This is a genomic window from uncultured Agrococcus sp. (assembly GCF_945915485.1).
Lineage (GTDB): Bacteria > Actinomycetota > Actinomycetes > Actinomycetales > Microbacteriaceae > Agrococcus.
In genome coordinates this window covers 39,936-66,692 of record NZ_CAMEFJ010000006.1, presented here as the reverse complement: position 1 = coordinate 66,692, position 26,757 = coordinate 39,936, and the positions used below count along the sequence as shown (strand labels likewise).

Here is a 26,757-nt window from a genome sequence, read left to right as displayed (position 1 = left end):
CTGCGCTGGCCCGGCATCCGGCGGGGGGCCGGCCTGAGCAGTAGCGATTCCGACTCCGAATAGCAGTAGGACTGCAACGAGTGCAGCACCTAGCCAAGCGGTAATAGGACGCAAAAGGGTCCTAGGGCCTGCTAGTTTCACGTGTCCTCCGTAGGCTATGCAGGGCCCGACAAGAACGACCGATGGTCTCGTCGCGCTGTGGATGCAAGTGAATCGTGTCTCACTTGGTCAATGAATATACCCGCCCTTCGCTGCGGGCGAAGCCAGAAATGGTTACAAGTCGATACCATTGAGCAATGACGATGCGCGACCCGTTTGAGTTCACCGGTTTGACGTACGACGATGTCATGCTGCTGCCGGGTCGCACGGACGTTATCCCGTCCGAAGCCGACACGGCTACGCGTCTGACTCGGAATATCGATCTCCAGATGCCGATCCTGTCCAGCGCCATGGACACCGTGACCGAGCACCGCATGGCTATCGCGATGGCTCGCGCAGGAGGCATCGGCATCCTGCACCGCAATATGTCCATCGCCGATCAGGCCTCCATGGTCGATCGAGTCAAGCGCACGGAGTCGGGGATGATCACCGACCCCGTCACTGCCCGCCCGGATGCCACGGTCGCCGACGTCGACCGCATCTGCGGTGAATACCGTGTCTCCGGCCTCCCCGTCGTGGATGAGGGAGGCGTGCTGGTCGGCATCATCACGAACCGAGACATGCGGTTCGTCGAGCGCGAGGACTACGAGTCGACGCTTGTGCGCGACGTTATGACCAGTGAGAACCTCACGACGGCGCCGAAGGGGTCGAGCCGCGAAACGGCGTTCGAGATCTTCCGCCGCTCGAAGCTCGAGAAGCTCCCGCTCGTCGACGACACGGGGAGGCTCACCGGTCTCATCACCCTGCGTGACTTCGACAAGGTCGAGCAGCACCCGAACGCGACGAAGGATGCCCAGGGGCGTCTCCGAGTCGGTGCCGCCATCGGGTTCTTCGGCGACGCGTTCGAGCGTGCCGAAGCGCTAGCGGAGGCGGGTTCCGACATCATCGTCGTCGACACTGCGAACGGTGAAAGTCAGGGCGTTATCGACATCGTGCAGCGCATCAAATCGGATTCCGGATTCGCCGGTATCGACGTCATCGGCGGCAATATCGCTACCTACGAGGGCGCTTCCGCTCTTATCGACGCAGGTGTCGACGCCGTGAAGGCGGGCGTCGGGCCAGGTTCGATCTGCACGACACGCGTTGTTTCGGGTGTCGGCGTGCCGCAGGTGACTGCTGTGCACGAAGCCGCCAAGGCGGCGTACGACTCGGGAGTGCCCGTTATCGCGGATGGCGGCCTCCAGTACTCGGGAGACATCGCGAAAGCCCTGGTCGCCGGCGCATCATCGGTCATGCTCGGGTCGCTGCTCGCGGGCACCGACGAGTCGCCCGGCGAGCTGATCTTCGTGAACGGCAAGCAGTTCAAGACCTACCGCGGCATGGGGTCGCTCGGAGCGATGCAGACACGAGGAAAGAAGACCTCCTACTCGCGTGACCGCTACTTCCAGGCAGATGTCGCGACCGACGACCAGCTCATCGCAGAGGGCATCGAGGGCAAGGTGGCCTACAAGGGCAACGTCGCGACCGTGCTCTACCAGCTGACCGGCGGACTGCGGCAGTCGATGTTCTACACGGGTGCCCGCTCAGTGCAGGAGCTCAAGGACAAGGGCCGCTTCGTACGGATCACCGCCGCTGGGCTGAAAGAATCGCATCCGCACGATGTGCAGATGGTTGCGGAGGCTCCTAATTACAGAGGTTAGCGGCCGGTTTGAGTGGCCGTATCCGAGACGGATACGGCGCTGGCGTCGCACGAGGGCCAGAAATGGCCCTCGTCTAGGAGCTCCAGCGCGTCAGCGCGGGTGCGGAGGCTCCTAACTACAGAGGTTAGATTTCGGCAAGGAGAGTTGCACGAGTGCAGAAGCCGTCTGGACTCGTGCAATCTTTTTGAGAGTTACGCTGCGATCGTTCGCAAGCAATGCAATGCATTTACCAACGGGTCGTGGGCAAGAATCGTGGCAGCGGCCCTTCGATCCTCGCTACAGAAATCTTGACGGATTCGAGTTCGGACCGGACTTCTTTGAACTCAGCGCCGACTTTCTCGAAGCGCTCGTCCACTTTGTCGAAACGTTCGTCCATTTTCTCGAAACGTTCGTCTACTTTCTCGAAGCGGTCGTCGATTCTGTCGAACCGTGCGTCGACAGCGGCGAAGCGCTCGTCGATTCTGTCGAAGCGTACGAGCATCTCGCTTCTGACGGATGCTGAGGCTGTCGCTATATCGGCTTTGAGGTTCTTGTGCAGCCAAGCGAGCATGGCGCCGAGCCCGGCGAAGAGCGTGAGTACCGCTCCCACCGTGGAAACCACGATGGTAATCGTCTCCGGGCTCATGTACATTCCTCCATTCTTCCCCCTGTCCGTCAAGGCCCGCAAGCATCGACGGTGACGTTCAAGGCTACTCGCCTGATGAAGTCGATGCCGCTTCCGTTTCGTCTACTTGTGGAGAACTCGTGCTTGTTCGGCGCGACCCCGAACCCCTGACTGCAGAGGCTAAAGCTGGGTGTCTACGTTCTCATACGGGCACGAAGCGATCCGTGCACAATTCTTTGATGCAATCTAAAGAAATCGTTGCTATCGTGACCGCTGAGAGCAGTCTCGAACGGAACAAGGGAGTTTCACATGAGTAAAAAAAGCAAGATGCTGTTTGCTGCAGGCGCATCAGCAGCGTTGGCCCTCTTCGTCGGCGTAATTCCAGCGCAAGCCGCGTATGATTCGGGCGCGCAGACGCACGGGTGTGGGTCTGACTACGGTCGCCTCACCGCCAGAATCAGCCCCGAAGCAGCGAATTCTTGGGCACCGGGTGACTGGAATGAAAACGGCGGCTCTCCTATGTATCACGCGCCCGCTAGTTCATCGAGAAACATCGTCGACATGCAAAACAACGGGTATGGCGGGGGATACTGGCGTCTTGTCAGCGGGGGCAATGCTACGAGCGTGAACCCGAGCTGTAGCCCTGCTGGACTCTAGGGCTACTTGATACCCGACGTTGGTGGGCCCAGCGGCATTGACGATAGTTGATCCGTGCACACGGGCTCACCAGCCGCTTCCTGCCTAGAGAATGTAGTGAATTTGATGAGAATCAGAACTGGAAAGAATCAGAGCCTGGTCACACGGGTGTTGGCGATTATTGCGGTTGCAGGCCTCGCGGCGGTAAGCAACGCGTGTGCGCAGGAAGAACAAGCGGCGCCGCAGCCCACTTCGCACACCGAGTATCGCGAGCTAACCAACGAATGGGCCGAGGACTTTGTGCAGTGCCTTCGCGACAAGGGCGTAGATGCCCGGGTCGTGACGCAAGAGGATGGATCGGTATCCGTCGATCCCGCTTATGCGCCGGGTACCGATTTCGATGAATTGTGGAACGGCTTGCTGGATCCAGACTGCATCGAAGCCGCCGGTGAACCTCCGGAGCTACCGGCGGCGACAGAAGACTTCAAGATTGCCGCCTATGAACTCATCTCGGAGCAGGCAGAATGTTTGCGCGAGAACGGGTATGTGGTCGGTGATGCACCGTCCGTGGATGAGTGGATCGAGCAATGGGATGGTGCTCGCTGGGACCCGGTCGGGGAAGCCGGTGAGAACGGCTATGACATTTTCGAACTGACAGAGCACTGTCCCGATCCAACCGGTATTGAAATAGAAGAACGGATGCTCGAGAATCTCGGGGAAGACGGTTCTGTTGAATGAGTCGGCGGTCTGAGAGCAAACGACGTCGATGGGTTGTTCCCACCGCGTGGATTGCGAGCGTTGTCATAGCGTTGGCGATCGGCTGGTTCGCTGCCGACCAAGCGGTAACTCCCGAACGCATACAAACTTCGGATGAGGAGGCCGTGACCGTGGAGGTCGTCGAAGACACGGTCCGGCAGGAGCACACCTACGTGGTCCAAGCGTCGTGGCCCGGGACACCGGGCGGTGTCAACGGCTACTCCGGAACCCTGACGAGCGTGAATGTGACCGGCACCAGCGTCGAAGCAGGCGATGAGATCTACTCCGTTGATCTTGAGCCGGTGTTCGCCATGCAGGGTGAGGTGCCGGCGTTTCGCGCACTCACCCGCGATACCCGAGGCGACGACGTCGAGCAGTTGCAGCGCTTCTTGATCGACGAGAACTACCTGGGAGGCGAGCCGACCGGAGTCTACGACGGGGTGACAGCGCAGGCTGTGCGCTCCTGGTCTGCGAATATGGGGCTCGGGAATACCGACACCGTGCCGAGAGGGCGTGTGGTGTTTCTGCCGGAACTTCCCGCCGCAATTGGACTCGACTCCGAGGTCACGGTCGGCAACGAAGTCGCTCCCGGCCAGGTACTCATCAATGTGGTTTCTTCCGAACCGAGATTCGCGCTTCCCGTGCTCGAGGATGCGGCGTCCAGGATCCAGCCCGGCATGGGCGTCGAGATCGCCGTCGGCGATGAGGTCTGGCACGCTGAAGTCGAAGAAATCGCCTCGGCTGAGGACGGCACTCTCGAGGCTGTTCTTGGCCCTCCGAATGGCGAGGGATCCATCTGCGGTGAAAGCTGCGGCGAAGTGGTTGACCAGGGCGACGCAACGCAGCTGCAGGGTACGCTCATCCTGGTTCCGGAGACGACGGGGCCCGCGGTGCCGACCGCGGCCGTCCGCATCGACGCGTCGGGCGAGACCTTCGTGATACTCGAAAACGGAAACGAGGTGCCAGTGACGGTGCTCGCTTCCTCGAACGGCCAGAGCATCGTCGAGGGAATCGATGTCGGCGAGCGAATTCTCGTGCGAGAACAGCCGGAGGAATAGCTCATGAGAATCTCCGCGGATGGGCTCACGGTCGGCTACGGTGGAATCTCGGTCGTTGAAGGCTTGCGGCACGAGTTCCGAGAAGGCAGCATCACTGCGCTCATCGGATCCTCTGGCTCAGGAAAATCGACGCTGCTCTATACACTCGCTCTCATGCTGACGCCTGTGCGGGGCGCAGTCGCCTGGGGAGATGACCGAGTGGACTCATTGCCAGACGCGGAGCGATCGGTGCTGAGAGCACGGCACAGCGGGTTCGTGTTTCAAGACGCAGTACTCGACCTTGCGCAAACAGCATTGGAGAATGTGCTCGAAGCCGCCTGGATCGGACGTATGCCACGAGCTGCCGCTATGAGCCGAGCGAAGCATCTCCTGGAACAATTCGGAGTCGGCGACCAGACGTATCGTAGGCCAGGGCAGGTTTCAGGAGGACAGGCTCAGCGCATCGCCCTGTGTCGTGCTCTCATACGGCATCCAACCGTGCTGTTCGCCGACGAACCAACGGGCAACCTCGACCCCGCTACCGCCGACATCGTCTGGAGTGCGCTACAGGAGAGCGCTGAAGCGGGAACCACGGTCATCATCGCCACCCACGACCAGGAACGAGCTCGCTCGTTCGGCGACCTGCTCGACCTCGGCAATCGCCAAGAGGCTGCGGTTTGAACTCAAAACTTGAGCTTGCAGGAGCGCTGGTGCTGGACGCCTGGCGCAAGCTGCGGTATCCCCTTGTGCCATCGCTTGTGCTTGCTCTCATTGTCGCGGCAGCGGCCGTCGCAGTTTTCGCGACAAGCGGGTTGGCGCTCGCGAGCCAACAGCGAGCGCTCGAGCGATTGAATTCACCCGAGGGCCGCATGATCGTCGTGTCGGACTCGAATGGCAACGCAAGGATCGACCCCGCCAGCGTTGCCGTTATAGAAACTTTAAGCGGAGTCGAGTGGGCCGTCGGTGTAGGGCCCTCTCGAACGGTTGCAGCTGGTGCATTCCAGGGAGGCCCGTCCGTGACCGCTCGCGAGATCTTCGGTGATCTCCCGCCGGTTGTGGAGAACCTGGAGCGTCGTAGCCTGCTGCCTGGCCAAGCGATTTCCGGACCGGGAGTGGCTCAGCAGCTCGGTTTCGAGGACAGCACGGGCCACGTCACGGACGGTGTGTTCGCAGCCGATGTCGTGCGGGAAGCCGATGTCGCTCCACCGCTCTCATCGTGGAATGACGAAATCATCGTTGTGAGCAGCGGCCAAACCAGCCCCGTCACCCTGCTTGTCAGCGTTACCGACATCCATCAGCTGCAGCCCGTGCAACTGGCACTCAGAGCATCCATCATCGCCGAAAATCCGAACGATCTCGCGTTCGAGATCGATGATGGGCTCGCTCAATTGTCGCAGGACGTCATCGATGACTTGGCGGCATCGTCGAGACAGACGGTGTCGGCCTTGCTCGCGCTCGTTGCGCTTCTCGTTGCCGCTGTGCAGTTCGGGCGCGTGACATCCATGGCGCGCGAGATAGGACGCAGAAGGGCGCTGGGCGCCACTCGATCGATGATCGTCGGCAGCGTGCTATTGGGAAGCGGATTCGCTGCCGCGCTGGGAGCCGTGGTCGGCACTGCGGCCGGTGTCGCCATAACGTACACCGTCGCCCAGGCGGTACCACGGCTGGAGTTCATACTGAGCGTCCCGGTGCTGTTGCTCCTAACGGCACTGGTAGGTGCTGCATTGCCCGCGATTCGTGCTTCACGGCTGGACCCCGTGGCGATCCTGCGCGTGCCTTAGCCCATTGAGCGCCTCGCGTTGACGTTCTTACGCGGATGACGTGCACAGAGCGTGTTAGGGTTGCCCACAGCAAGACGCTCCACCATGGACATCGATGCAACAGCAAGCCCCAACGCAACACTCGCCGGCAGCGCAATGGGCGATGAACCACCCCAGCCCGCAGCTGGGGGATGTCGAGCGCGAGGCCGCGAAGGGCATCCCCGAGGTAGCCAGTGCGCTCGCTGTCGAGAACCTGCCGAAGGGTTCTGGAGACGGTACGTTTCGAAAGGGCGGTTTCGCGCACTTCCTCGAAGAGTGGCTGTTTCCCTGCGTCGGCCTTGCCGCACTCGTCTTCAGCGCCTTGATGGTGGCACCGGCTAGCTGGTTCGGCCGCACCATCACGTACGTGTACGACAGCGGCGCCGACTACGACTTCGAAACGGTCAACTTCACCAACGTGGGATCGCGGCTCACGATCGCGCTGCTCTGCGCGGTCATCGGCATCATTCTCGTCGTCACGAACATCGTCGTCCGCAGCGTCCAGCGGCATTGGCGCCTCGCATCACAGGCGATGGCGGTTATGGTGACGATAGGCGCGATCATCAATGCGATGTTCCTCGCAATCAACATCTATGACGGATTCGGCGAACTCATGATCCCGATGTGGGCGTACCTCGCGCTTGTCGTCGGAGGGCTCATCATGTCGATCCTCTCCTTCACCGGCTATCGTCGCGGCCGTATCCGCGCGGTAGAGTCCTTGTTCGCCCGCCTCCCCCAAGAGCAGCAACGCGCAATCCTGACTGACCGCGCTCGTGCACTCGACGTGCTCGTGCAACGCGATATCGCGCGACATCAGGAGGCAGACCGAGTCTCGAAGCTGCCTTTCGGACGGTACACGGGAAGGGTCAACGCGAAGCGCGAGGAGTAGGGCATTACGGTGAATCCCTAGCTTCTCCTCGACGGCAACCTAGCCGTTTTGCAGTCATACCTAGCCGGTCGCGCTCAGATCCTAACGTCGAAGGCTAGTGGCAGATGTTCTGCGCGTTTCTAGCGTGGTGACCATGCTGGATACAAGACTGAGAAAACCGAAGACACTGTTGGGATCGCTCGTTGCGGCACTGCTCGCCGTCGTGCTGAGCGTCGGCATGCTGGGTGCTCCGAATGCCAACGCAACTCCCGAATTTCCCCCCGGATATCCGGTGATCGGACAATCCGGAGACGCGGCGAGCGGCCACACCGTCGTCGGCGCCGGCGAAGGGTCGATCGCTACGCGGCTGTTCCCCGTCTGGACCGGCCCGGACGCCCTGCAACTCGCCTACTGCGTGGAGCTTCGGGTGTCGGCGCATTTCGAGACTCCCGGTCACGTGGGAGGCTGGGACTCCTTCCCGGGCACGAACAACTTCGCCGAGTCACAGGAGGTGCGCGAGCGTGTCGCCTGGATGGTGTACAACAGCTACCCGCTGGTGTCGCTCGACGAGTTCAGCGCCATCACGGGGATACCGGATGTAACGGAACAGGAAGCGATCTCCGGAACCCAGAGCGCCATTTGGAACCTCACAGACGACTTCGAATTTGCAGGGCTGGCGGGTGACCACAGCTCCGAATCCGTCGCACGCGTACAGGCCGTGTATGACTTCATGCTGAGCGACGTCAACACCGGTCGGCCCGAAACCTCCGGACCCATGATCGAGATGACGGCACCGAGCGGAGAGGGCACGGCCGGTCAGCTCGTCGGCCCAATCGTCATCGAAGCAAGCGAGGCAACCGTTGCCGTCGACCTCGAAACCGACGTGGATGCGCCCATTGCGCTCGTAGACTCCCAGGGCTCGCCGGTGGATCTGGCAGCAGCGCCAACCGGAGTGGAGCTCTTCCTCGATGTTCCGATCGATACGCCCGCCGGCAGCGTCACGCTGAGCGGCACGGTGACCGGCCCGGAAACCACGGGACTCCTCGTGAGCAACACGTCACCTCGCAACCAGACGTTCATGATCGCGCGCTCGGACCAAACTACGAGGGAGGCGACAGCTGCGGTGTCGTGGGCTGCCAAACCCCGCATAAGCACAACCGCCTTGGATGCCGAGGACGGCGACAAGTACCTTGACCCGACGGGAGAGGTCACGGTTATCGACACTGTCGCGTATGCCGGTCTGATTCCCGGCGAGGAGTACGAGCTCCAGGGTGAATTGATGATTCGCGGCGACGGAGACGTAGAGATCCCGACCGGAATCACCGCATCCAAGACTTTCGTCCCTTCCTCTCCCGAGGGCGAGGAAACGCTGAGCTTCACGATTGATGCCGGTGACCTCGTTGGTGAAGTCATCGTGGTGTTCGAGGAGCTCTTCCACGGTGGCATCAGCGTCGCGGCCCACGCGGACATCAAGGATCGCGGCCAAACGGTCTACCGGCCCTTCATCGGCACGACTGCAGTCGGCGACGACGGCAGTAAGCTCCTGCCGGAATCGGGAGAAACGGTCATTGTAGACACGGTCAACTTCGCCGGTCTCCACGTGGGCGAAACCTACCGGCTCGAGGGTGAACTGATGACCCGCGACGAGGACGGCAGCGCTCAGGCCACCGGCATCACCGCGGAGGACGAATTCACGCCGACCACTTCGAGCGGCACGGTCGACCTGACCTTCACGGTCGCCGACGGTCAGCTGGACGGTGAAACCATCGTGGTGTTCGAGCGTCTCTTCCACGGCGAAACCCTGATCGCAGAGCACACGGACATCGAAGACGAATTCCAGACGGTGTACCGCCCCCGTATCGGCACTTCGGCCGACGACGGCAACGGCAGCGACTACCTCGATCCAGAAGGAGATGTCACGGTCGTCGACATCGTCAGTTACTCCGGGCTCGAGCCGGGACACGAGTACACCGTCGAAGGTGAGCTGATGATCCGGACCACCGACGATGAAGCGGTTCCGACCGGGATCACCGCGTCCGAGACCTTCACGCCCGAACACCCGAGCGGATCCGTGGAACTGCAGTTCAGCATCCCCGCCTCCGAACTCGTCGGCGAGGTCATCGTGGTGTTCGAAGAGCTCTACCGTGATGACGTACTGATCGCCGCTCACGCGGACATCACGGACCGCCACCAGACGGTGTACCGGCCGGATCTCGGGACGACCGCCGTGGACGGTGAAGACGGAGATCAGTTCCTGCCGGAGTTCGGTGAGGCAACTGTGGTCGACACCGTGCGCTACTCGGGGCTGCACGTCGGCCAGACCTACACGATCGACGGCGAGCTGATGCTCCGCACGGATGACGGCGGGCAGCCCACCGGGATCACGAACTCGATCACCTTCGTGCCCGAGGAGTCGAACGGCGAGATAGACCTGACCTTCACGATTCCCGAGGGCGAACTGCTCGGTGAGGTGATCGTGGTCTTCGAGTACCTGTCCATCGGGGGTGTTCAAGTTGCGGCGCATGCCGATATCGAGGACGAAGCCCAAACGGTCTACCGTCCGGAGATCGACACCTACGCCTACAACCTGCGCACCGGGGAACAGCTGCTGGACCCCGAGGGTGCAACACTGCGAGACGACCTCTCGTACCGGGGCCTTGAGCCGGGATTGACATACGTTGCACGCGGAGAAGTCATGCTGCACGAAACCGGCGAGTCCACAGGCATCACCGGCGAGACGGTGTTCGTACCGACCGCTCCCGACGGCATAGTGCATGTCGACTTCGAGGTGCCCTCCGGCTATGCGGGGGAAACGCTGGTCGTCTTCGAATGGCTGTACCTCGTGACGCCGGAGGACGCGGAAGAGACCGACGCCGGCCAGAACACCGGTGACGTTCCGGCCGCTGCCATCAGCCTGCTGCAGATGCTGTTGCCGCAGCAGGAACAGTCGGGTGAATTGCTCCTGGCAACGCACACCGATCTGAATGCCGCCAGCCAGACCGTGCAGGTCGATACACCGCCGGAGGCCCCGCTGCCAGATCCTACGCCGACGGAATCGTCGCCGGACGCTTCGTCTCCGGAGATACCGAGAACAGGATTCACAGGATCGTCGGCGGCCTGGCCGCTAGCGGCACTCCTGATGCTCGTAGGAGCGGGCCTTGCCTGGGCGTTCGGTCGCCGTAAGATGTCCTGACCCGGCACACCTCGACCTACGGGGCCCGCCTACCAGCAGGCTCGCCAATGACAAATTCCCCAACACTGTCATCGGCGGACGGCGGGCCCCGTAGCCGTGCGCGAGGCTAGCCCCGCAGGACGCCGGCGACATCCTTTCGGGATGTCAGTTGGAGCTTGCGCAGCACGTTGGAGACATGGAAGCGAACGGTGGCGTTCGATATCACAAGGGTTTGCGCGATCTGCTGATTGGTCAGCCGGTTCGCCAGATGCTCGGCTATCTCACGCTCTCGGGCGGTGAGCTCGGCGAGCAGCGCGCTCCGGGAATCTCGGTCAGCTGTATCCAGGTCGGCGAGGGCACGTTCGATCCGAGGGAGGTAGGCGCGGGCGTTCACCTTCTGCAGCACCGCCCGTGCGTGCAACAGCTGGGTGCGGGCTTCTGCTATCCGGTGCGTTCCCGCCAGAAATTCCCCGAAGTCGGCATGGGTCAGAGCAAGAGGAAGCGGGAAGTCCTTCGTGGCGAGAGCGGTGCGATATTGTGCCTCCGCGGAGGCCGATTCTCCACGATGCTGGGACAGCCGCGCCTCCAGCCACGGCAGTGTTCCCCAGCATTCGTGCCAGCGGGTCCCGCGCCACTGCCGAAGGGTGTCCACCAGCGCGGCGGCTTCGTCGAATCTGCCGAGGTCGATGAGCGCATGCGCGCGGAACGTCAGGAATCCCCGTTTGGTGTTCACCATGGAGTCCACCGGCGCTGCATCGATAGCTGCGATCAGGGCTGCAGGATCGGCCTGGACCCGCGCGTACTCGCACTGAGCCATCAGTGCGAGGTCGGGGCCGTAGCCTTCCCATTCGAATTCGTGCAGTACGAGGGATTCTCGTGTCAGCTTCCCGGCTCCGCTGCGGCCGGTCACCGCGGCGATTATGGCCTGCAGCGCGGTGAACATGGGCCGGGTCTCGAGATCGATCGCGTCGTAACTGATCTCTTCGATGGCCGTAATGAATTCGCGAGCAGACTCGTACTCGCCCAGGAGTACCTGACTGTCCGCGAGGACGAGCCTGGTCGTCCCCGCCATCCACGGCTTATGGACTCGATCGAGTAGATCGTTGGCTCCGGCCGCGAGCTGCTTAGCCAACGCCATCTCGCCGATCTGGGCAGCCGCACCTGCCAGCACGGTGGTGGCGTCCGCCTTGTTGGGGCCATCAGAGAGGGCATCGATGCTGCGTCGAAGCTCGGGGATCGAAGCGCGTGTGCCCTCGGTGTCGTAATTTCTGTGCAGCAGCACTGTCTCGAATCCCTGCAGGAGCGCCAAATGCCCGGCAGGATCGGCCATCCACGTAAGGCGGGCATCCCCCAGGGCTGTCGGGTCCGCCGGCATATTCTGCTGCAAGCTCTTGGCGTGGGCGAGCAGCGCCGGCACATGCGTGTAGTGCAACGTGCGCATATTCATGATCACCATGAGCAGCGACAGGTACGCCTGCACCGTGATCTCGTCTGAGTTCGCGGCCTGCCGCTGCAGCAGCTGCATGGCACGCTCTTGCGCGAATGGCACCTCGGGGTGGTACGCGCTGAGCGCTATCGCGAGCAGCTCATGCACGAAATCGTCGTCGAGTCGCTGGTACTCGTCATAGCGATGCAGAAGCAGGAAGAGCGTCTTGTTACGCAGATTCACAAGTCCGAGCGAAACCAGCAGCTCTCCACGCGCTTCCGGTTGATCTGCTCCTACGAGCTCGAGCGCAGCCTCCAACACCGTGTTGATATTCGTGAACGCGCTCGTCACCGTCGCCTGCTCCACGTACTCCCGCACCTGTTGGAGGAGCTCTTCATCGAGACGGTCAGCAGCGTTGAGCGCGTAGTGAATCGAACGGAACCCGTCGGAGAGTTTCGCGAGAACGCGCGAAATGGCGCGTGAGCGAGCTGCGGGGAGGGCATCCTGCACAGCATGCGCAACAAGCGCGTGCGTCGGCATGACGGTTGCTCCGAACCCCGACTCCTTCAGCACGCCCTCCTCCAGCGCCTCCTCCAGCGCGACGGGCTCGTGCAGTTCCGAGGCCGCTTGCGCGAGCTCGAATTGCGTCATCCCGCCGCTCATGCAGACGATCTCGGTGGTGGCTTTCGTCGGCGCACCGAGATTCTCATAACCGATCAGTAAGGGGTTCTTCTTCGGGTGAATCATTCGCAGTGGAATGTCCCAGGTCAGATGCAGTCGAGAGATCTCATCTTCGGTGAGGTGGTCGAAGATGCTGGCGATGTGCAGGAAGGACCCGCCGGTAGAGTTCAACAAACGATCCGCTGTGCGGGGCGAAATGCTCCTCCCCAGCCGCGCCTGCGACAGGAGTCGGATCTCCTCGGCCGTCAGCGGATCGAACGTCAACAGGCGGTTGCGCGGATCGCCGGAGACGAGCTGTTCAAGGTGCTCGCCGAGCCCGCCGGGAGCGTGCGGAGTGCGGACACCGAACGCAGCGAGCATGCTTCGCTGCGTCAGCCTCGGAAGCAGATACCGAAGCACGAGCGCCGATTCGGTATCGACCCACTGCGCGTCATCTACGATGATTACCTGTTGCACGGCCGTCGCGAAGTTCGCGTGTCGAAGCAGTTCGCGCGCGACGGAAATGGGCTGTTTCTGCGTGCCGTCAACGGGATCGCGGTCAGGTATCCGCAATGCGGGGCCGCTGAGGAGACGTTCGAGGAAACCGTACGGTTCGTCGCGCTCGAAGATGTCGGCGGTCACATGGGTGACGGCCCAGCGATTGTCCGCCTGCGCCAACTCCATCAGTTCGCGCAGGAAGTGGGTCTTGCCCATGCCGGCAAGCCCCTGCGCAACGAGCACCATTCCTTCTTGACCGTAGGCGGAATCAAGGGTGCGTCGGGCCGCGTCGTGTCGCGTTTTGACAGGCGAATCCGCTGCCATATCCCAGCCCATAGGAGTCAGGCTAGCAGCGAACGCCGTGTCTTCGAGGGATACTCTTGTTGTCACACCGAGTGTAAGAAGCGAGGTCCTGTCGATGCCAAAATTTACTCGAGCGGAGGCCAGGGGAGTGCCTCGGGCACCTCGCGGTTCGTCTTGACCGCATAGTGCTCTGGGCCGCGCTCGACATTTCGCCACTCGCCCTCGCGGATGCCGAGGTAGGAGAATCCGGTCGCCTTCGCGACCCGCATTGACGCCGTATTGCCGACGCGGCACCGCCAGCGCACCTCCGGCCAGACGAGGCAGCCCTCTGCGTGCCCTACCAGTGTGCGAAGCGCATCCGACATGAGTCCCTTCCCCTGTGCATCCGGGTGCAGCCAGAAACCGACTTCGCGCAGCCCCTCTCGGAGCCCGATCACACCGCACAGCGGGCCGCTTACGGATTCGCGAATCGCCCAGACTCGCTCGTCGTGCTCGCCGCGCCACCCGCTGGGTGCGAACTCTCGAATGAAGAACTCCGCATCGGACCGCTTGTACGGCCACGGCGTATCGAGGAACCGTTCGGCGTCCGGTGTCGTGCACGCCTCGGCCGTGCGCTCGATGTCGCTCTCACGCAACGCCGTGAGAACAACTCGCTTCCCCAACACCGGCAGCGTCGGCCCGGCCAGTTGCTCGCTCATCCGCCCTCCGGCCAGTTGCTCGCTCATCCGACCTCCCTCCAGTTCTCCACTCATGCGTCCAGCACACTTCTCGGTCTATACATGGCGACACGCCCGTATAGCGCGTTCATTCCATCCATAGACCGAGAAGTGTACCCGTGAGCTGAGGTTGAAGAAGGGGTTCAGCGGAGGCCCATGGCACGCATCGCCCGGTGGAGCGTTGCGTCGGCAACTTCGCGTGCGCATGCGGCATTGGCCTCGAGGATGCGGTCGAGCTCAGCGGGGTCATCGAGCAGCTCGAGCGTGCGCTCACGGATGGGCGCGAGTTCGCCGATGACGGCATCCGCGACCGCGACCTTGAAGACGCCGTAGCCCTGCCCGTCGTACTCGTCCGCGAGCTCAGCGGTCGTGCGCCCCGTGAACGCCGACAGGATGCCCAGCAGATTCGTCACGCCCGGCTTTTTCTCAGCGTCGATGCGGATGGAGCCGTCGGTATCGGTGACGGCACTCTTGATCTTCTTGACCGTCTTCGCAGGTTCGTCCAGCAACCACACGATGCCCTTGTCGGTCTCGGCCGACTTCGACATCTTGCGCGTCGGATCCTGCAGATCCATGATGCGCGCGGTTTCCGTCGCGATTCGCGGCTGCGGGATCGTGAAGGTCTCCCCGTATCGCTTGTTGAACCGATCGCCCAGGTCGCGCGTGAGCTCGACGTGCTGCTTCTGGTCGGCGCCGACCGGCACGAGGTTCGTGTCGTAGAGCAGGATGTCGCCGGCCATGAGAATCGGGTAGGTGAAGAGGCCGACGTTCGCGGCCTCCATGCCCTTCTTCGCAGTTTTGTCCTTGAACTGCGTCATGCGGCTAGCCTCACCGAAACCGGTGATGATCGAGAGCAGCCACGCCATTTCGGCGTGCGCGGACACGTGCGATTGCACGTACAGGCACGAGGATTCCGGATCGATGCCCCCCGCAATGTACTGGGCGGCGAGCGTTCGCACCTGCTGGCGCAGCACCTTCGGATCCTGGATGCTCGTCAGCGCGTGCAGATCGACGATGGAGAAGAACGCATCGCCTTCTGCCTGCAGCTGTCGCCAGTGCGTGAGCGCGCCGACGTAGTTGCCGAGGTGCAGCGAGCCCGACGAGGGCTGCATGCCCGAATAGATTCGGGGCTTGTTCATGATCGGTCCTTCTAGAGTTCGTAATCGACGACGACGGGAGCGTGATCGCTCCACCGGGTGTCGTAGCTGGGGTAGCGGTCGACGCGGTAATTGCCCACTGACGCCGCGAGTGCGGGGGATGCCATGTGGTAGTCGATGCGCCAACCGGTGTCGTTGTCGAAGGCCTGCCCTCGGTTCGACCACCAGGTGTAGGGGCCGTCGACCTCGCCGGCGAAGGTGCGCCCGACATCGACCCAGCCGTGGCCGGTCCGAGCGCGGCCGTCCACGGCCTCCACTTCGCCATTGCCGAAGAAGCCGTCGAGGTAGCTGCGCTCTTCGGGCAGGAAGCCGCTCTTCTTGCGGTTGCCGCGCCAGTTCTTGATGTCGAACTCGCGGTGCCCGACGTTGAAGTCGCCCGTTACCAGCACGTGGTCGCTGTGCTCGCGCAGCTGCGGGAGTCGCTCATCCATCGTGTCGAGGAACATGAACTTCTGCACCTGTTTCGGGGTGTCGACCTCACCCGAGTGCACGTAGGTCGACACGACTGTGACGGGCGTGCCGCCGAAATCGAAGTCGGCCTCCAGCCATCTGCCGGCGGAGTCGAAGTCGTCAGCACCGAAGACGGTACGGTGCTGGATGGCCGGCTCACGCGACAGCACGGCAACGCCTGCGCGCCCCTTCGCGGTCGCTTCATCGTGCAGGACGTGCCAGCCGGGTACGAGCGGCGTGACGATCTCGTCAGTGGCTCTGACCTCCTGCAGTGCGACGATGTCGGCGCCCGATGCTTCGAGCCAGTCGGACATGCCCTTTCGCATAGCTGCGCGGATACCGTTGACGTTGACCGTGGCAATACGAACCATGCCTCCAGCGTAGTCGAGACCCGCGACGCGAACGAGCCGTGTCATCGCGGCTCCACGTCGCTTGTGCTTCTCCATCCGCTACTCGGAAAACGCCTATCGATCAGCACGCTGGGCAGGCACTGGGCTTTTGGAGGTTCAGACGGTTTTTATCGGTCTAGACGCCGTCTGCACCCGTAAAAACCATCCCGAACTGCCCTAGCTGAACGACTTTGCCGTTAGCCGCGCAGTTTCTTCTGCTGCTTCTTGAGGTTCTTCGCGAGCTTCTTCGGGTCGCTTTCTCTCCCCCTGATGGCGGCGAGCTCTTCGCGCACTCGTTCGAGTTCGCGCTCTCGCAGTGCTTCTTCCTCTTTCTTTCGTGCCACGGCTTCTTTCCGTTCCTGTGTCAGATGGTGCTCGAGCTCCGAATAGCGTTCACCCGCATTCCCGACGGCGATGAACGACAGCGCGATGAGGTAGATCTGGTGGATGAATCCGAGCCAGATCAGGATGACGAAGACCGAGGCGATGGAGGTCAGGAGCGGGTTGTTGCTCACGGAGCCGAACAGCAGCGAGGCGAAGGTCTTCAGAATCAGGAACGCGATCGCGACCACGAAGGCGGTTCCGACAAGATATTTGAGCGGCAACTTGATGTGCCCGGCGAAGCGGAACATCAGCAGCACGATCGCGGTGTCGAGTGCGAGCTGCACGAGGATACCGAGCAGCCAGCTGAAGCCACCCAGCCCCAGCGCCGCCGCGAAGGTCTGCGAGGCGATGAGCGTACCGCTCGAGATCAGGATCAGCAGGCCGATGCCGATGGCGACGCCCAGATCGCCGAGTTTCAGTACGACGAAATTCGGGCTCGGCGTCGGCAGGTCGAGCATCGCTCTGAAACCCAAACGGCTGTTCGCGATCCAGCGCGTAGCAGTCATGACGATACCGACAGCGGCGATGATTCCGGCGACTTCGGTGATCCGTGAGTCGATGAGCGCGTCCGGGTCGATGACGCCGTTGCCGTCGCCGTCGCGGATGAGGCCGGGAATCTGCCCGGAGATCGATTCGATGACCGTGTCGAGCAGTTCGCGATTGCCGCCCAGGATCTGCATGAAGACCGCGAAGGCGATGAACAGCCCCGCGAAGATCGAGAAGAAGCCCGAGAGCGTCATGCTTTGCGCATAGACGACTCCGTCGCGTTCTGAGTAATGATTCCACGCTCGCACGGGGCGAAGTTGCTTCACGCGGTCGATAATCTGCACGGTCCACCTCCGGCTGCCTCGCGTTGGGTCTCGTAAACAGCGTAGTCTGAGTCCATGTCCACGATGCACGGAGTCGGCGTCGGCCGCGGTATTGCCGCAGGCAAGGCGCTGAGAATGCCAGAAAAGCTCACACCGCCGACCGATGCCCAGCACGGAGGTGACGGCGACGCGGAAGCGAGCAGAGCGAGCGAAGCGCTCGCGGCCGTCGCGCAAGAACTGCACGAGCGCGGTGAGGTCGTCGGCGGTGAGGCCCAGGATGTTCTGCAGGCCGCCTCGCTCATGGCGCAGGATCCTGCTCTCGCGGACGACGTCGCGTCGCGCATCCGCGCGGGCGTCAACGCCGAATACGCGGTGCAGGAGGCTTTCGGGCAGTTCAAGCAGATGCTCGTCGCACTCGGCGGCTACATGGCCGAGCGTGCGACAGACCTCGACGATGTTGCGCAGCGCGTCATCGCGAGGCTGCGCGGTGTTCCCGCGCCCGGTGTCCCGGAGAGCGACGAACCGTTCGTGCTTGTCGCGCGAGACCTCGCGCCCGCTGACACCGCGACGCTCGATCTCGACAAGGTGCAGGCGCTCGTGACGCAGGACGGCGGACCCACGTCGCACACCGCCATCCTGGCTCGTGCGAAATCGATCACGGCGATCGTCGGAGTCTCGGGCCTGCTGGATGCCGTGAGCGACGAACAGGGCATCATTGCGGATGCCCGCACGGGCGAGGTGACGCTCGATCCCAGCGACCGCGAGATCGCGGCGGCGCTCGCCGAGCGTTCCCGGCGCAGTGAGGCGGCATCCGCCCCTATCACGCCCGGAGCACTCGCAGACGGAACGCAGGTGCAGCTGCTCGCGAACCTCGGCCGCCCCGAGGAGGCTGCGGAGGCGGTGAAGCTCGGCGCAGAGGGTGTTGGGCTCTTCCGTACCGAGTTCCTCTTCCTCGACGCGAAAGAGCCGCCGAGCGTCGAATGGCAGACCGAGCAGTACGCAGCTATGCTGAGCGCATTCGAAGGCAAGAAGGTGGTCGTGCGCGTGCTCGACGCGGGTGCCGACAAGCCGCTGTCGTTCCTGAACGACGCCGATGAGGAGAACCCCGCACTGGGTCTTCGCGGTATTCGTGCGCTGGAGAAGAACGAGAACATCCTGCGCGATCAGCTCAAGGCCCTCGCGGATGCCGACGCCGCCACGAACGCGGACCTGTGGGTTATGGCACCCATGATCGCCAACGCGGAAGAGACCGAGTACTTCGTCGCCATCGGACGCGAGTACGGGTTGAAGACCGTTGGCGCGATGGCGGAGGTGCCGTCGATCGCGGTGCTCGCCGATCAGGTCATGAAGCACGCCGACTTCGTCTCGATCGGCACGAACGATCTGACGCAGTACACCTTCGCTGCCGACCGCATGCTCGGCACCGTCGCGCAGTTCCAGGACCCGTGGCACCCAGCCGTTCTGCGGCTCATCGAACGACTCGGGGATGCGGGAGCTGCGCTGGACACCCCCGTCGGTGTGTGCGGCGAAGCTGCCGCGGATCCGGCCCTCGCGGTTGTGCTCGTCGGGCTCGGCGTCACCAGCCTGTCGATGTCGCCAGCGGCGCTCGCGGATGTGCGGGCCGAACTGCTGACGGTGACGATGGAAGAGGCGAAGGAACGCGCGATCAAAGCGCTCCACGCCACGAGCGCGAGAGGTGCGAGAGAAGCCGTCCTGTAGTAGCACCCCGATAGCGAGCGTCAAGCGCCTTCCCAGCCAGTTCCCCCGAACGGTGAGTAGCATGGCGAAGCACGGCCATAGGACGGTCTTTGCCGAAGTTGTGGGGGTGAGCATGCCGAATCGGCGTTCGAGGCGGCGCGCATGGGCGCTCGCCACGATGCTGCTTGCCGGATTCGTTCTCTCCGCATGCTCGTCGGCACCCACATTCGTCAATCAGGACCCCGCACCGACAGCGGAAGACGTGCCGAACTCGCAGCCGGAGGTGACGAAGGACTCCGGCCTGCCGCCCGAAAGCGAATACCTCCCCGACGAGGAGGATTCCGATGGGCTGTCGCGAGCTGACAACAGCACGCCGCGTCACGATGCCACGCCGCCGAGGTACGAGCCGGATCGCATCTGGCCGGATTCGCTCATGATCGAGTTCCCGGATGCACTCGGCGATTTCACGCATTCGTCGCAGATCACGCACTACAGCAACTTCGTCACGACGATCTACACGAGCCCCGACTACCAGATTCTCTCGGTGACCGTCGCGCAGGACTACGTCGGATACAACAACCGACTCGCAAGCTACGACAATCTGCGTTACGTCGGCCCCGCGGTCTGCGGAACCGACAACTCCCAGTCGAGCACGGAGATTGCCTGGTACACCTGCTTCATGGTCGGTGATGACGGGTACATCGCCGTGACCGCGTATTCGACCTCGGGTATTACGACCCAAGAACTCGCAGGTTACACAGAAGACCTGTACCGGGAACTGACCCAGCGAGTCTCGTAGACGCCGCAACCCGAACGCCGCGCATCCCAGGTGGGACTACTGCCCCGCTGTGCGGGAGCGCGGAGTTCGGGTGCTTGGCGTTCGGGGTGGCGTTACAGCTTCACGCCTCGCATCATCGCCTGCTTCACCTCGGCGATGGCCTTCGTGACCTCGATACCGCGCGGGCACGCGTCGGTGCAGTTGAAGGTGGTGCGGCAGCGCCACACGCCCTCGCGGTCGTTGAGGATGTCGAGGCGAACCTGCGACGCCTCGTCACGAGAGTCGAAGATGAACCGGTGCGCGTTCACGATCGCGGCCGGCCCGAAGTACTGACCGTCGGTCCAGAACACGGGGCAGGATGTCGTGCACGCGGCGCAGAGGATGCACTTCGTGGTGTCGTCGAAGCGAGCGCGCTGTTCGATCGTCTGATGACGCTCGCGCTCCGGCTTGCTCGACGCCTGCAGGAAGGGCTGGATCTCACGGTAGGAGTCGAAGAACGGCTCCATGTCGACGATGAGGTCCTTTTCGAGCGGCAGGCCCTTGATCGCCTCGACGTAGACGGGGCGAGAGATGTCGAAGTCCTTCACGAGCGCCTTGCACGCGAGACGGTTGCGGCCGTTGATGCGCATCGCATCCGAACCGCAGATGCCGTGGGCGCACGAGCGGCGGAACGCGAGCGTCGGGTCCTGCTCCCACTTGATGCGGTGCAGGGCGTCCAGGATGCGCTCCGTCGGATACATTTCGACGTCGTAGTCCACCCAGCGCGGCTCGTCGTCGACCTCAGGGTCGTAGCGGCGAATGTTCAGCGTCACTGTGAACGACTGCGGAGCCTCCTCGGCCTCGTCGATCTCGACGACCGTCTCGATCTCTTCCTCGATCTCCGCATTCGGTGCGGGAGTCTCCTTCGTTGCCTCAGTCATCGTCCCCCCTAGTACTTTCGTTCCTGCGGTTCGTATTTGCCACCACGGACGGGTTTCCAATCCAGGCGGATGTGGTCCACTGCCGTCGACGAGTGCGGGTCGCCGGAAAGATAGGCCATAGTGTGCTGCATGAAGTTCTCGTCGTCGCGCTTCGGGTAGTCGTCGCGCATGTGCGCTCCGCGAGACTCCTTGCGGTTGAGCGCGCACAGCACGAGCACCTCGGCGAGATCGAGCAGAAAGCCGAGCTCGACGGCCTCCAGCAGGTCCGTGTTGAAGCGCTTGCCGCGATCGTGGATCTTGACATTCCTGTAGCGATCACGGAGCCCGGCCACGATCTCAGTGGCCCGGGTCAGCGTCTCTTCCGTGCGGAAGACCTGGGCGTTCATGTCCATGGCCTCCTGCAGCTCCTTGCGGATCTGCGCCACGGACTCCTCGCCGGTGCCATCGCGGAGCTGCTGCAGCATCCCGACGACTTCCCCTGCCGAGTCACTGGGCAGGTCGACGAAATCGGCGGTCTTCGAGTATTCGACGGCGTTCACGCCGGCGCGCTTGCCGAACACGTTGATGTCGAGCAGTGAGTTCGTGCCGAGACGGTTCGCGCCGTGCACGGAAACGCAGGCGCACTCACCGGCCGCGTAGAGGCCGGGCACGACGGTCTCGTTGTCGGCGAGCACCTCGGCGTCGTTGTTGGTCGGGATGCCGCCCATCGCGTAGTGCGCTGTCGGGTAGACGGGTACGCGCTCGACGACCGGGTCGACGCCCAGGTAGGTGCGCGCGAACTCCGTGATGTCCGGCAGCTTCTCCTCGAGTACTTCGGCTCCGAGGTGGGTGCAGTCGAGGTACACGTAGTCCTTGTTCGGGCCGGCTCCGCGACCGTCGAGCACTTCCTGCACCATCGAGCGTGCGACGATGTCGCGCGGTGCGAGGTCCTTGATCGTGGGTGCGTAGCGCTCCATGAATCGTTCACCGGAGGCGTTGCGGAGGATCGCGCCCTCTCCGCGGGCGCCCTCTGTCAGCAGGATGCCGAGCCCGGCCAGGCCGGTCGGGTGGAACTGATAGAACTCCATGTCCTCGAGCGGCAGACCCTTGCGCCAGATGATGCCGACACCGTCGCCCGTGAGCGTGTGGGCGTTCGAGGTGGTCTTGAAGATCTTGCCGAAGCCGCCGGTTGCGAAGACGACCGACTTGCCCTGGAAAACGTGGATGTCACCGGTTGCCAGGTCGTAGGCGACGACGCCTGCGACGCGCTGCTTGCCGTCGACCTCCGCCATGACGAGATCGAGCGCGTAGAACTCGTTGAAGAAGTTCACGCCGTGCTTGACGCAGTTCTGGTAGAGCGTCTGCAGGATCATGTGACCGGTGCGGTCGGCTGCGTAGCAGGCGCGGCGAACGGGAGCTTTACCGTGTTCGCGCGTATGGCCGCCGAATCGACGCTGGTCGATCTTGCCCTCCGGTGTGCGGTTGAAAGGCAGACCCATGTTCTCGAGGTCGAGCACGGCGTCGATGGCCTCGCGGGTCAGGATCTCGGCGGAGTCCTGGTCGACGAGGTAGTCGCCACCCTTGACGGTGTCGTAGGTGTGCCATTCGTTGTTGTCTTCTTCAACGTTGGCAAGCGCTGCGGCCATGCCGCCCTGCGCTGCGCCCGTGTGCGAACGGGTGGGATACAGCTTGGTGATCACCGCGGTGGATGCGTGCGGGGCCGCCTCGATAGCGGCGCGCATCCCCGCTCCTCCCGCGCCGACGATGACGACGTCGTGCTGGTGATAGTGGATGCCGTCGCGAATCTCGCCAGCGGTCGAGTTCTTCTTCAAAGTTGCCATAGTCCTTTACGAGCTTCTCGCTACAGGTCCGCGCAGAACGACGGCAGCAGCTCAGCGGATGCGCCGGTCGGGCACGGGTCGAATGTGAACGTGATGAGGGTGCCGAGCACGATGAGCACGGCGCCTGCGAGCAGGATGGCCCAGAGGAGGACTCCGCGCACCGTCTTGTTGTGTACGTAGTCGTTGACGATCGTGCGGACGCCGTTGGAGCCGTGGATGATCGCCAGCCATAGCATGATGACGTCGTACCACTGCCAGAACGGGTTCGCGAACTTGCCACCGACGAAGCCGAAGTCGATGGCCTGAATGCCACCGGGGGTCCACATCAGGTTGTAGAAGAGGTGTCCGAAGATCAGCACGATCAGCACGACGCCGGAGACGCGCATGAAGATCCAGCCGGCCTTTTCGAGGTTGATGCCGCGACGCTTGGTGGAGCGCGCGGGGTAGGCGTAGTTCGGGTTATCGATCGTCATCAGTGCGCTCCGAACACGTTGGGGATGTGGCGGATCGAGAATGCGATGATCAACACCAGGGAGATGCCGACGACGCCCCAGAACAGTTGACGCTGAACGCGAGTGACGGCCGGGAACATGTCGACCAGGATGATGCGGATGCCGTTCAGCGCGTGCAGTACGACGGCGCCGACGAGTGCGATCTCACCGAGACCCATGATCGGGTTCTTGTATGCGCCGATGATGGCGTTGTAGACCTCGGGGCTGATGCGCACAGTCGCCGTGTCGAGCACGTGCACCAGGAGGAAGAAATAGATTGCAATACCGGTGATTCGGTGCAGTACCCACGACCACATGCCTTCGTTTCCGCGGTAGAGCGTTCCTACGATGCGGTTCTTCGAAGGCTTTGGAGTCTCGTCTGCGAGGTTGCTGGTGCTTGTGGACACGCGCATTCCCCTTACTTCTTGATCAAGAGACGTATCCAGTCTACGCCCGAAGCGAAGTTAGGTAGGCCTTACCCAGTCGGCGCTGTGTCGCTCGTCGCCGACGCCTCACAGCATGGCGACGGTCGGCACACCGACGAGCAGGACGGATACTGCGACGAGGCCGAACCTTCCCGCGATCGGCAGAGGCTCAGGGGGTGCGAGCAGGCGGCGGATCCGCAGCTCTGCCGGGAGCGGTCGGCCCGTATCGCTCTCATCTGCGTCATCGTCGGCGGCCGGCGCGCCGATCGCTGCCGCGTGGCTGCCGCCCGTGCTGGAACCGACGGCGATGTGCTTGATCGCCTCCGCGACATCCCGTGCGGGCACCGTCCGGCGCGCCATGTCGTCGGCCAGCATCTCGATGAGCAGTTCGACCGATCGGCGAGCGCGTGTCGCAACCGGGAACCAGGGGAGCGCGATCGCCCACGCAGCGAAGAGCGTGAGCACGATGTTGTGCCGCTGCTGCAGGTGCGCGCGCTCGTGCTCGACGACAGCCCGCAACTGCGTCGGTGTGAGTTGTCGGATGAGGCCGTCGGAGAGCACGGTGACGCTGTCGGTCATGCCCGGCAGGCAGTAGGCGAACGGCGATTCGTCGTCGACGATGCGCGTTGTTTCGTCGCCCGGCGCAGGGTTGCTCAGCAGCTCCAGCAGCTCGCGATGGCGGCGCACGCCGCGGACGGTACGGGTCGTGGTGACGATGAGGCTGAGCGTGAGGTGCGCGAACAGCAACGCGCCGAACACGAGCGCAGCGGCATGGAACACCGTGAAGCCGTCCTGCCAGGTCCAGGTGAATGCGCCCGTTACCGCCGTGGCGATCGCTGAGGGAAGCGAGTCACCGAACGGGGCCAGGCCGAAGACGACGAGCGAACCGATCATCGACAACCCGCCGGCGAGCGCGATCGCCTGCCACAGCAGCAGCGTCAGCGCGGGAGCCCTGCTGGGCCAGCGCGCGCGATCCAGCAGAATCGGCACCGGCCAGGCAAGCGCTACCGCGAGCGCGGCGAGCGCGAACGAAAGGGCCGTGAGCGTCACACTTGCTCGGTCAGGGCGCCGGCTCGTCGTTCAGCAGGTTACGCAGCAGCTCGGCCTCTTTCGGGCCGGCACTGCGCACGAAGCGGGCGAGCACGGCTTCCTGCTCGGGGCTGTGTCGCAGCACGTCGTGCATGAGTTCCGCCATGTGCTCCGCTCGCGAGCGAGCGGGTTCGTACAGGTGCGGGCGACGCTTCCGGTCGCGGCGCACGAAGTCCTTGCGCTCGAGTCGGCTCAGCACGGTCAGCACGGTCGTGATGGCGGGCGTCTCCGTGCCGTCGGTATCGAGGGAGTCGCGGAGTTCCGCGGCGGTGAGCGGCCTGCCGGCATCCCACAGCAGATCCATGATGCGACGTTCGAGTTCCCCCATGAGCAACAGCGTAGCGGGAAACGCCGAGGACTTCTACGTGGCGTAGAAATGATCTAGTGTGGAATCACGACTTCTACGCACGGTAGAACTCATCGCGAGGGAGACCCACATGGAACTCGATCCGGTGATGATCGCCAGATGGCAGTTCGGTATCACGACCGTCTACCACTACTGGATGGTGCCGCTCACGATCGGCCTCGGCCCGATCCTGGTGTTCATGCAGTGGCGCTGGATGCGCACCGGTAACGAGCTCTGGCTCAGAATGACCAAGTTCTGGGGCAAGATCTACCTGATCAACTTCATCATGGGCGTCGCAACCGGCATCGTGCAGGAGTTCCAGTTCGGGCTCGCATGGAGCGAATACTCCCGATTCGTCGGCGACGTGTTCGGAGCACCGCTCGCGATGGAGGGCCTGCTCGCGTTCTTCTTCGAATCGATCTTCCTGGGCGCCTGGATCTTCGGCTGGAAGCGACTGCCGAAGCGAGTGCACCTGTTGGCGCTCGCGGGCGCGGTCTGGGCATCCATCATGTCGGCGTTCTTCATCATCGTCGCGAACTCGTGGATGCAGCACCCCGTCGGCGTCGAACTGGTGGATGGCCGCCCGGTGCTGAACGACATCTGGGCGGTGCTCACGAACAACACGGCGCTTGCCGCGTTCTCCCACGCGATCTGCGGGGCACTCGCCGTGGGAGGGGGAATCCTGCTGGGCGTCTCCTGGTATCACCTGTGGCGACGGCGCCGCGACGGCATCGACACGGTCGACGAGGACGGCCGCGTGATCGTCGGGGAAGCGCAGGAGATCGTGGGGCGCGACCGACGCGATCGCAGCGTCTGGATCAAGTCGCTCCGGCTCGGAGCCGTCGTCGGCCTCATCGCCTTCAGCGGTGTTGCGCTCACGGGCGACTGGCTCGGCAAGCTGATGTACGAGCAGCAGCCGCTCAAGATGGCGAGTGCTGAGGGCGCGTGCCACACGGGCACGGCATTCTCGATCCTCACGGTCGGAGACCTGGGCTCGCAGTCCTGCGACGATGTCGTGCCCGTCCTGGAAGTGCCCGGGGTGCTCTCGTTCCTGGCCAAGGGGGACTTCACGACCGAGGTACCCGGTATCAACGACCTGCTGCCCGTCTACGAAGCGAGATACGGAACGCACCTGCCCGTCGACGACCGCTACGGCGACTATTCGGGAGCGGAGATCGACTACCTGCCGCAGATGGAGGTGACGTACTGGGGGTTCAGGCTCATGATCGGTTTCGGAGCGCTTGCCGCGGGTACGTGTCTGCTTTCCCTGTGGCTGACGAGGAAGGGCACGGTGCCGGCATCCACACTGCTCATGCGCGCTGCAGTCCTCAGCATCGCTGCATCCTTCCTCGCGAACACCGCTGGCTGGGTGTTCACCGAGATGGGCAGGCAGCCGTTCGTCGTCGCGCCGAACCCCGAGATCGAACAGAACATCTTTCTGTTCACGGCGGCGGCGGTCTCGCCGGGTGTGAGCGCCGGCGAGCTGCTCTTCTCGCTGACCGCCTTCACGCTCACGTACGGCGTCCTGCTGCTGGTCGAGCTGTTTCTGATGGCGAAGTACGTGCGTGGAGGCGTCGCTTCCGCGATGCCGGAGGCGTTCGGTCAGCACGAAGACGACGCCGACGACCATCTGAGCGACGACGATTCGGTACGAACGAGGAGGTCGAAGACCGATGACGATGTTCTCGATTTCGCATTCTGACCCCGGCATCCGCGCCGTTGCAATC

At 63.2% G+C, this 26,757-nt stretch carries 22 protein-coding genes; 10 read left to right on the top strand and 12 right to left on the bottom strand.

What is annotated here, in order from left to right; translation table 11 throughout:
- Window positions 1-296 precede the first annotated feature (296 nt).
- A complete protein-coding gene (guaB, locus tag Q0O95_RS02360; RefSeq protein ID WP_293694929.1) occupies window positions 297-1,799 on the top strand; it encodes an IMP dehydrogenase in 1,503 nt (500 codons plus the stop codon).
- Window positions 1,800-2,025: 226 nt separating this feature from the next.
- Here the strand turns inward: guaB and Q0O95_RS02355 are convergent, their stop codons facing one another.
- Window positions 2,026-2,424 (bottom strand): hypothetical protein, encoded by a 399-nt coding sequence (locus Q0O95_RS02355; protein WP_293694927.1) that lies wholly within the window; start codon window positions 2,422-2,424, stop codon window positions 2,026-2,028.
- 741 nt (window positions 2,425-3,165) lie between these two features.
- Between Q0O95_RS02355 and Q0O95_RS02350 the strand changes: the two genes are divergently transcribed.
- The 6 genes from Q0O95_RS02350 (at window position 3,166) to Q0O95_RS02325 (ending at window position 10,692) form a co-directional block, all read left to right on the top strand.
- A complete protein-coding gene (locus Q0O95_RS02350; RefSeq protein WP_293694925.1) occupies window positions 3,166-3,777 on the top strand; it encodes a hypothetical protein in 612 nt (203 codons plus the stop codon).
- Window positions 3,774-4,853, top strand: a complete 1,080-nt coding sequence (locus Q0O95_RS02345) for a peptidoglycan-binding protein (RefSeq protein WP_293694923.1) — start codon at window positions 3,774-3,776, stop codon at window positions 4,851-4,853. Before Q0O95_RS02350 ends, Q0O95_RS02345 begins: the two co-directional genes overlap by 4 nt.
- Window positions 4,854-4,856: 3 nt before the next feature.
- On the top strand, window positions 4,857-5,513 hold the full coding sequence (locus Q0O95_RS02340; protein ID WP_293694922.1) for an ATP-binding cassette domain-containing protein: 657 nt from the start codon (window positions 4,857-4,859) through the stop codon (window positions 5,511-5,513).
- Window positions 5,510-6,613 (top strand): FtsX-like permease family protein, encoded by a 1,104-nt coding sequence (locus Q0O95_RS02335; RefSeq protein ID WP_293694920.1) that lies wholly within the window; start codon window positions 5,510-5,512, stop codon window positions 6,611-6,613. The genes Q0O95_RS02340 and Q0O95_RS02335 overlap by 4 nt, the downstream gene beginning before the upstream one ends.
- A gap of 142 nt (window positions 6,614-6,755) precedes the next feature.
- Complete coding sequence (locus Q0O95_RS02330) at window positions 6,756-7,520, top strand: hypothetical protein (protein ID WP_293694918.1); 765 nt, start codon at window positions 6,756-6,758, stop codon at window positions 7,518-7,520.
- Window positions 7,521-7,653: 133 nt separating this feature from the next.
- On the top strand, window positions 7,654-10,692 hold the full coding sequence (locus Q0O95_RS02325; RefSeq protein ID WP_293694916.1) for a VaFE repeat-containing surface-anchored protein: 3,039 nt from the start codon (window positions 7,654-7,656) through the stop codon (window positions 10,690-10,692).
- Between the two features lie 106 nt (window positions 10,693-10,798).
- Here the strand turns inward: Q0O95_RS02325 and Q0O95_RS02320 are convergent, their stop codons facing one another.
- From Q0O95_RS02320 to Q0O95_RS02300, 5 genes are all read right to left on the bottom strand, one after another.
- Entirely contained in the window at window positions 10,799-13,645 is a 2,847-nt protein-coding gene (locus tag Q0O95_RS02320) for a LuxR C-terminal-related transcriptional regulator (RefSeq protein ID WP_293694914.1), read from the bottom strand.
- A gap of 38 nt (window positions 13,646-13,683) precedes the next feature.
- Window positions 13,684-14,283, bottom strand: coding sequence for a GNAT family N-acetyltransferase (locus tag Q0O95_RS02315; RefSeq protein ID WP_293694912.1), 600 nt, complete (start codon window positions 14,281-14,283; stop codon window positions 13,684-13,686).
- Between the two features lie 134 nt (window positions 14,284-14,417).
- On the bottom strand, window positions 14,418-15,413 hold the full coding sequence (trpS, locus tag Q0O95_RS02310) for a tryptophan--tRNA ligase (protein WP_293694910.1): 996 nt from the start codon (window positions 15,411-15,413) through the stop codon (window positions 14,418-14,420).
- Between the two features lie 11 nt (window positions 15,414-15,424).
- Entirely contained in the window at window positions 15,425-16,297 is an 873-nt protein-coding gene (locus Q0O95_RS02305; RefSeq protein ID WP_293694908.1) for an exodeoxyribonuclease III, read from the bottom strand.
- A 170-nt stretch (window positions 16,298-16,467) separates the two neighbouring features.
- On the bottom strand, window positions 16,468-17,484 hold the full coding sequence (locus Q0O95_RS02300) for a YihY/virulence factor BrkB family protein (RefSeq protein WP_293694907.1): 1,017 nt from the start codon (window positions 17,482-17,484) through the stop codon (window positions 16,468-16,470).
- Window positions 17,485-17,538: 54 nt separating this feature from the next.
- On the opposite strand from Q0O95_RS02300, the gene ptsP reads away from it, so the two are divergent.
- Both ptsP and Q0O95_RS02290 read left to right on the top strand, forming a co-directional pair.
- Window positions 17,539-19,182: a phosphoenolpyruvate--protein phosphotransferase gene (gene ptsP / locus Q0O95_RS02295; protein WP_293694905.1), complete on the top strand. Its 1,644-nt coding sequence runs from the start codon at window positions 17,539-17,541 to the stop codon at window positions 19,180-19,182.
- Between the two features lie 112 nt (window positions 19,183-19,294).
- Entirely contained in the window at window positions 19,295-19,960 is a 666-nt protein-coding gene (locus tag Q0O95_RS02290; RefSeq protein WP_293694904.1) for a hypothetical protein, read from the top strand.
- A 92-nt stretch (window positions 19,961-20,052) separates the two neighbouring features.
- On the opposite strand, the gene Q0O95_RS02285 is transcribed toward Q0O95_RS02290, so the two are convergent.
- The 6 genes from Q0O95_RS02285 to Q0O95_RS02260 form a co-directional block, all read right to left on the bottom strand.
- Window positions 20,053-20,859, bottom strand: a complete 807-nt coding sequence (locus Q0O95_RS02285) for a succinate dehydrogenase iron-sulfur subunit (RefSeq protein WP_293694903.1) — start codon at window positions 20,857-20,859, stop codon at window positions 20,053-20,055.
- 8 nt (window positions 20,860-20,867) lie between these two features.
- Window positions 20,868-22,679 (bottom strand): succinate dehydrogenase flavoprotein subunit, encoded by a 1,812-nt coding sequence (gene sdhA / locus Q0O95_RS02280; RefSeq protein ID WP_293694901.1) that lies wholly within the window; start codon window positions 22,677-22,679, stop codon window positions 20,868-20,870.
- A gap of 20 nt (window positions 22,680-22,699) precedes the next feature.
- Window positions 22,700-23,152, bottom strand: a complete 453-nt coding sequence (sdhD, locus tag Q0O95_RS02275; RefSeq protein ID WP_293694899.1) for a succinate dehydrogenase, hydrophobic membrane anchor protein — start codon at window positions 23,150-23,152, stop codon at window positions 22,700-22,702.
- Window positions 23,152-23,520, bottom strand: coding sequence for a succinate dehydrogenase, cytochrome b556 subunit (gene sdhC / locus Q0O95_RS02270; RefSeq protein WP_293694935.1), 369 nt, complete (start codon window positions 23,518-23,520; stop codon window positions 23,152-23,154). Before sdhC ends, sdhD begins: the two co-directional genes overlap by 1 nt.
- Before the next feature lie 162 nt (window positions 23,521-23,682).
- Window positions 23,683-24,645: a M56 family metallopeptidase gene (locus Q0O95_RS02265; RefSeq protein WP_293694897.1), complete on the bottom strand. Its 963-nt coding sequence runs from the start codon at window positions 24,643-24,645 to the stop codon at window positions 23,683-23,685.
- A gap of 10 nt (window positions 24,646-24,655) precedes the next feature.
- A complete protein-coding gene (locus Q0O95_RS02260; protein ID WP_293694933.1) occupies window positions 24,656-25,021 on the bottom strand; it encodes a BlaI/MecI/CopY family transcriptional regulator in 366 nt (121 codons plus the stop codon).
- 100 nt (window positions 25,022-25,121) lie between these two features.
- Between Q0O95_RS02260 and Q0O95_RS02255 the strand changes: the two genes are divergently transcribed.
- A complete protein-coding gene (locus Q0O95_RS02255; RefSeq protein WP_293694896.1) occupies window positions 25,122-26,732 on the top strand; it encodes a cytochrome ubiquinol oxidase subunit I in 1,611 nt (536 codons plus the stop codon).
- The last annotated feature ends 25 nt before the right edge of the window (window positions 26,733-26,757 follow it).

Excerpts from the sequence above, each read along its gene's own strand:
- guaB (WP_293694929.1), top strand. The coding sequence starts at position 297 with ATGACGATGCGCGACCCGTTTGAGTTCACCGGTTTGACGTACGACGAT.
- Q0O95_RS02355 (WP_293694927.1), bottom strand. The coding sequence starts at position 2,424 with ATGAGCCCGGAGACGATTACCATCGTGGTTTCCACGGTGGGAGCGGTA.
- Q0O95_RS02350 (WP_293694925.1), top strand. The coding sequence starts at position 3,166 with ATGAGAATCAGAACTGGAAAGAATCAGAGCCTGGTCACACGGGTGTTG.
- Q0O95_RS02345 (WP_293694923.1), top strand. The coding sequence starts at position 3,774 with ATGAGTCGGCGGTCTGAGAGCAAACGACGTCGATGGGTTGTTCCCACC.
- Q0O95_RS02340 (WP_293694922.1), top strand. The coding sequence starts at position 4,857 with ATGAGAATCTCCGCGGATGGGCTCACGGTCGGCTACGGTGGAATCTCG.
- Q0O95_RS02330 (WP_293694918.1), top strand. The coding sequence starts at position 6,756 with ATGAACCACCCCAGCCCGCAGCTGGGGGATGTCGAGCGCGAGGCCGCG.
- Q0O95_RS02325 (WP_293694916.1), top strand. The coding sequence starts at position 7,654 with ATGCTGGATACAAGACTGAGAAAACCGAAGACACTGTTGGGATCGCTC.
- Q0O95_RS02315 (WP_293694912.1), bottom strand. The coding sequence starts at position 14,283 with ATGAGCGAGCAACTGGCCGGAGGGCGGATGAGCGAGCAACTGGCCGGG.
- trpS (WP_293694910.1), bottom strand. The coding sequence starts at position 15,413 with ATGAACAAGCCCCGAATCTATTCGGGCATGCAGCCCTCGTCGGGCTCG.
- Q0O95_RS02305 (WP_293694908.1), bottom strand. The coding sequence starts at position 16,297 with ATGACACGGCTCGTTCGCGTCGCGGGTCTCGACTACGCTGGAGGCATG.
- ptsP (WP_293694905.1), top strand. The coding sequence starts at position 17,539 with ATGTCCACGATGCACGGAGTCGGCGTCGGCCGCGGTATTGCCGCAGGC.
- Q0O95_RS02290 (WP_293694904.1), top strand. The coding sequence starts at position 19,295 with ATGCCGAATCGGCGTTCGAGGCGGCGCGCATGGGCGCTCGCCACGATG.
- Q0O95_RS02285 (WP_293694903.1), bottom strand. The coding sequence starts at position 20,859 with ATGACTGAGGCAACGAAGGAGACTCCCGCACCGAATGCGGAGATCGAG.
- sdhA (WP_293694901.1), bottom strand. The coding sequence starts at position 22,679 with ATGGCAACTTTGAAGAAGAACTCGACCGCTGGCGAGATTCGCGACGGC.
- sdhD (WP_293694899.1), bottom strand. The coding sequence starts at position 23,152 with ATGACGATCGATAACCCGAACTACGCCTACCCCGCGCGCTCCACCAAG.
- Q0O95_RS02255 (WP_293694896.1), top strand. The coding sequence starts at position 25,122 with ATGGAACTCGATCCGGTGATGATCGCCAGATGGCAGTTCGGTATCACG.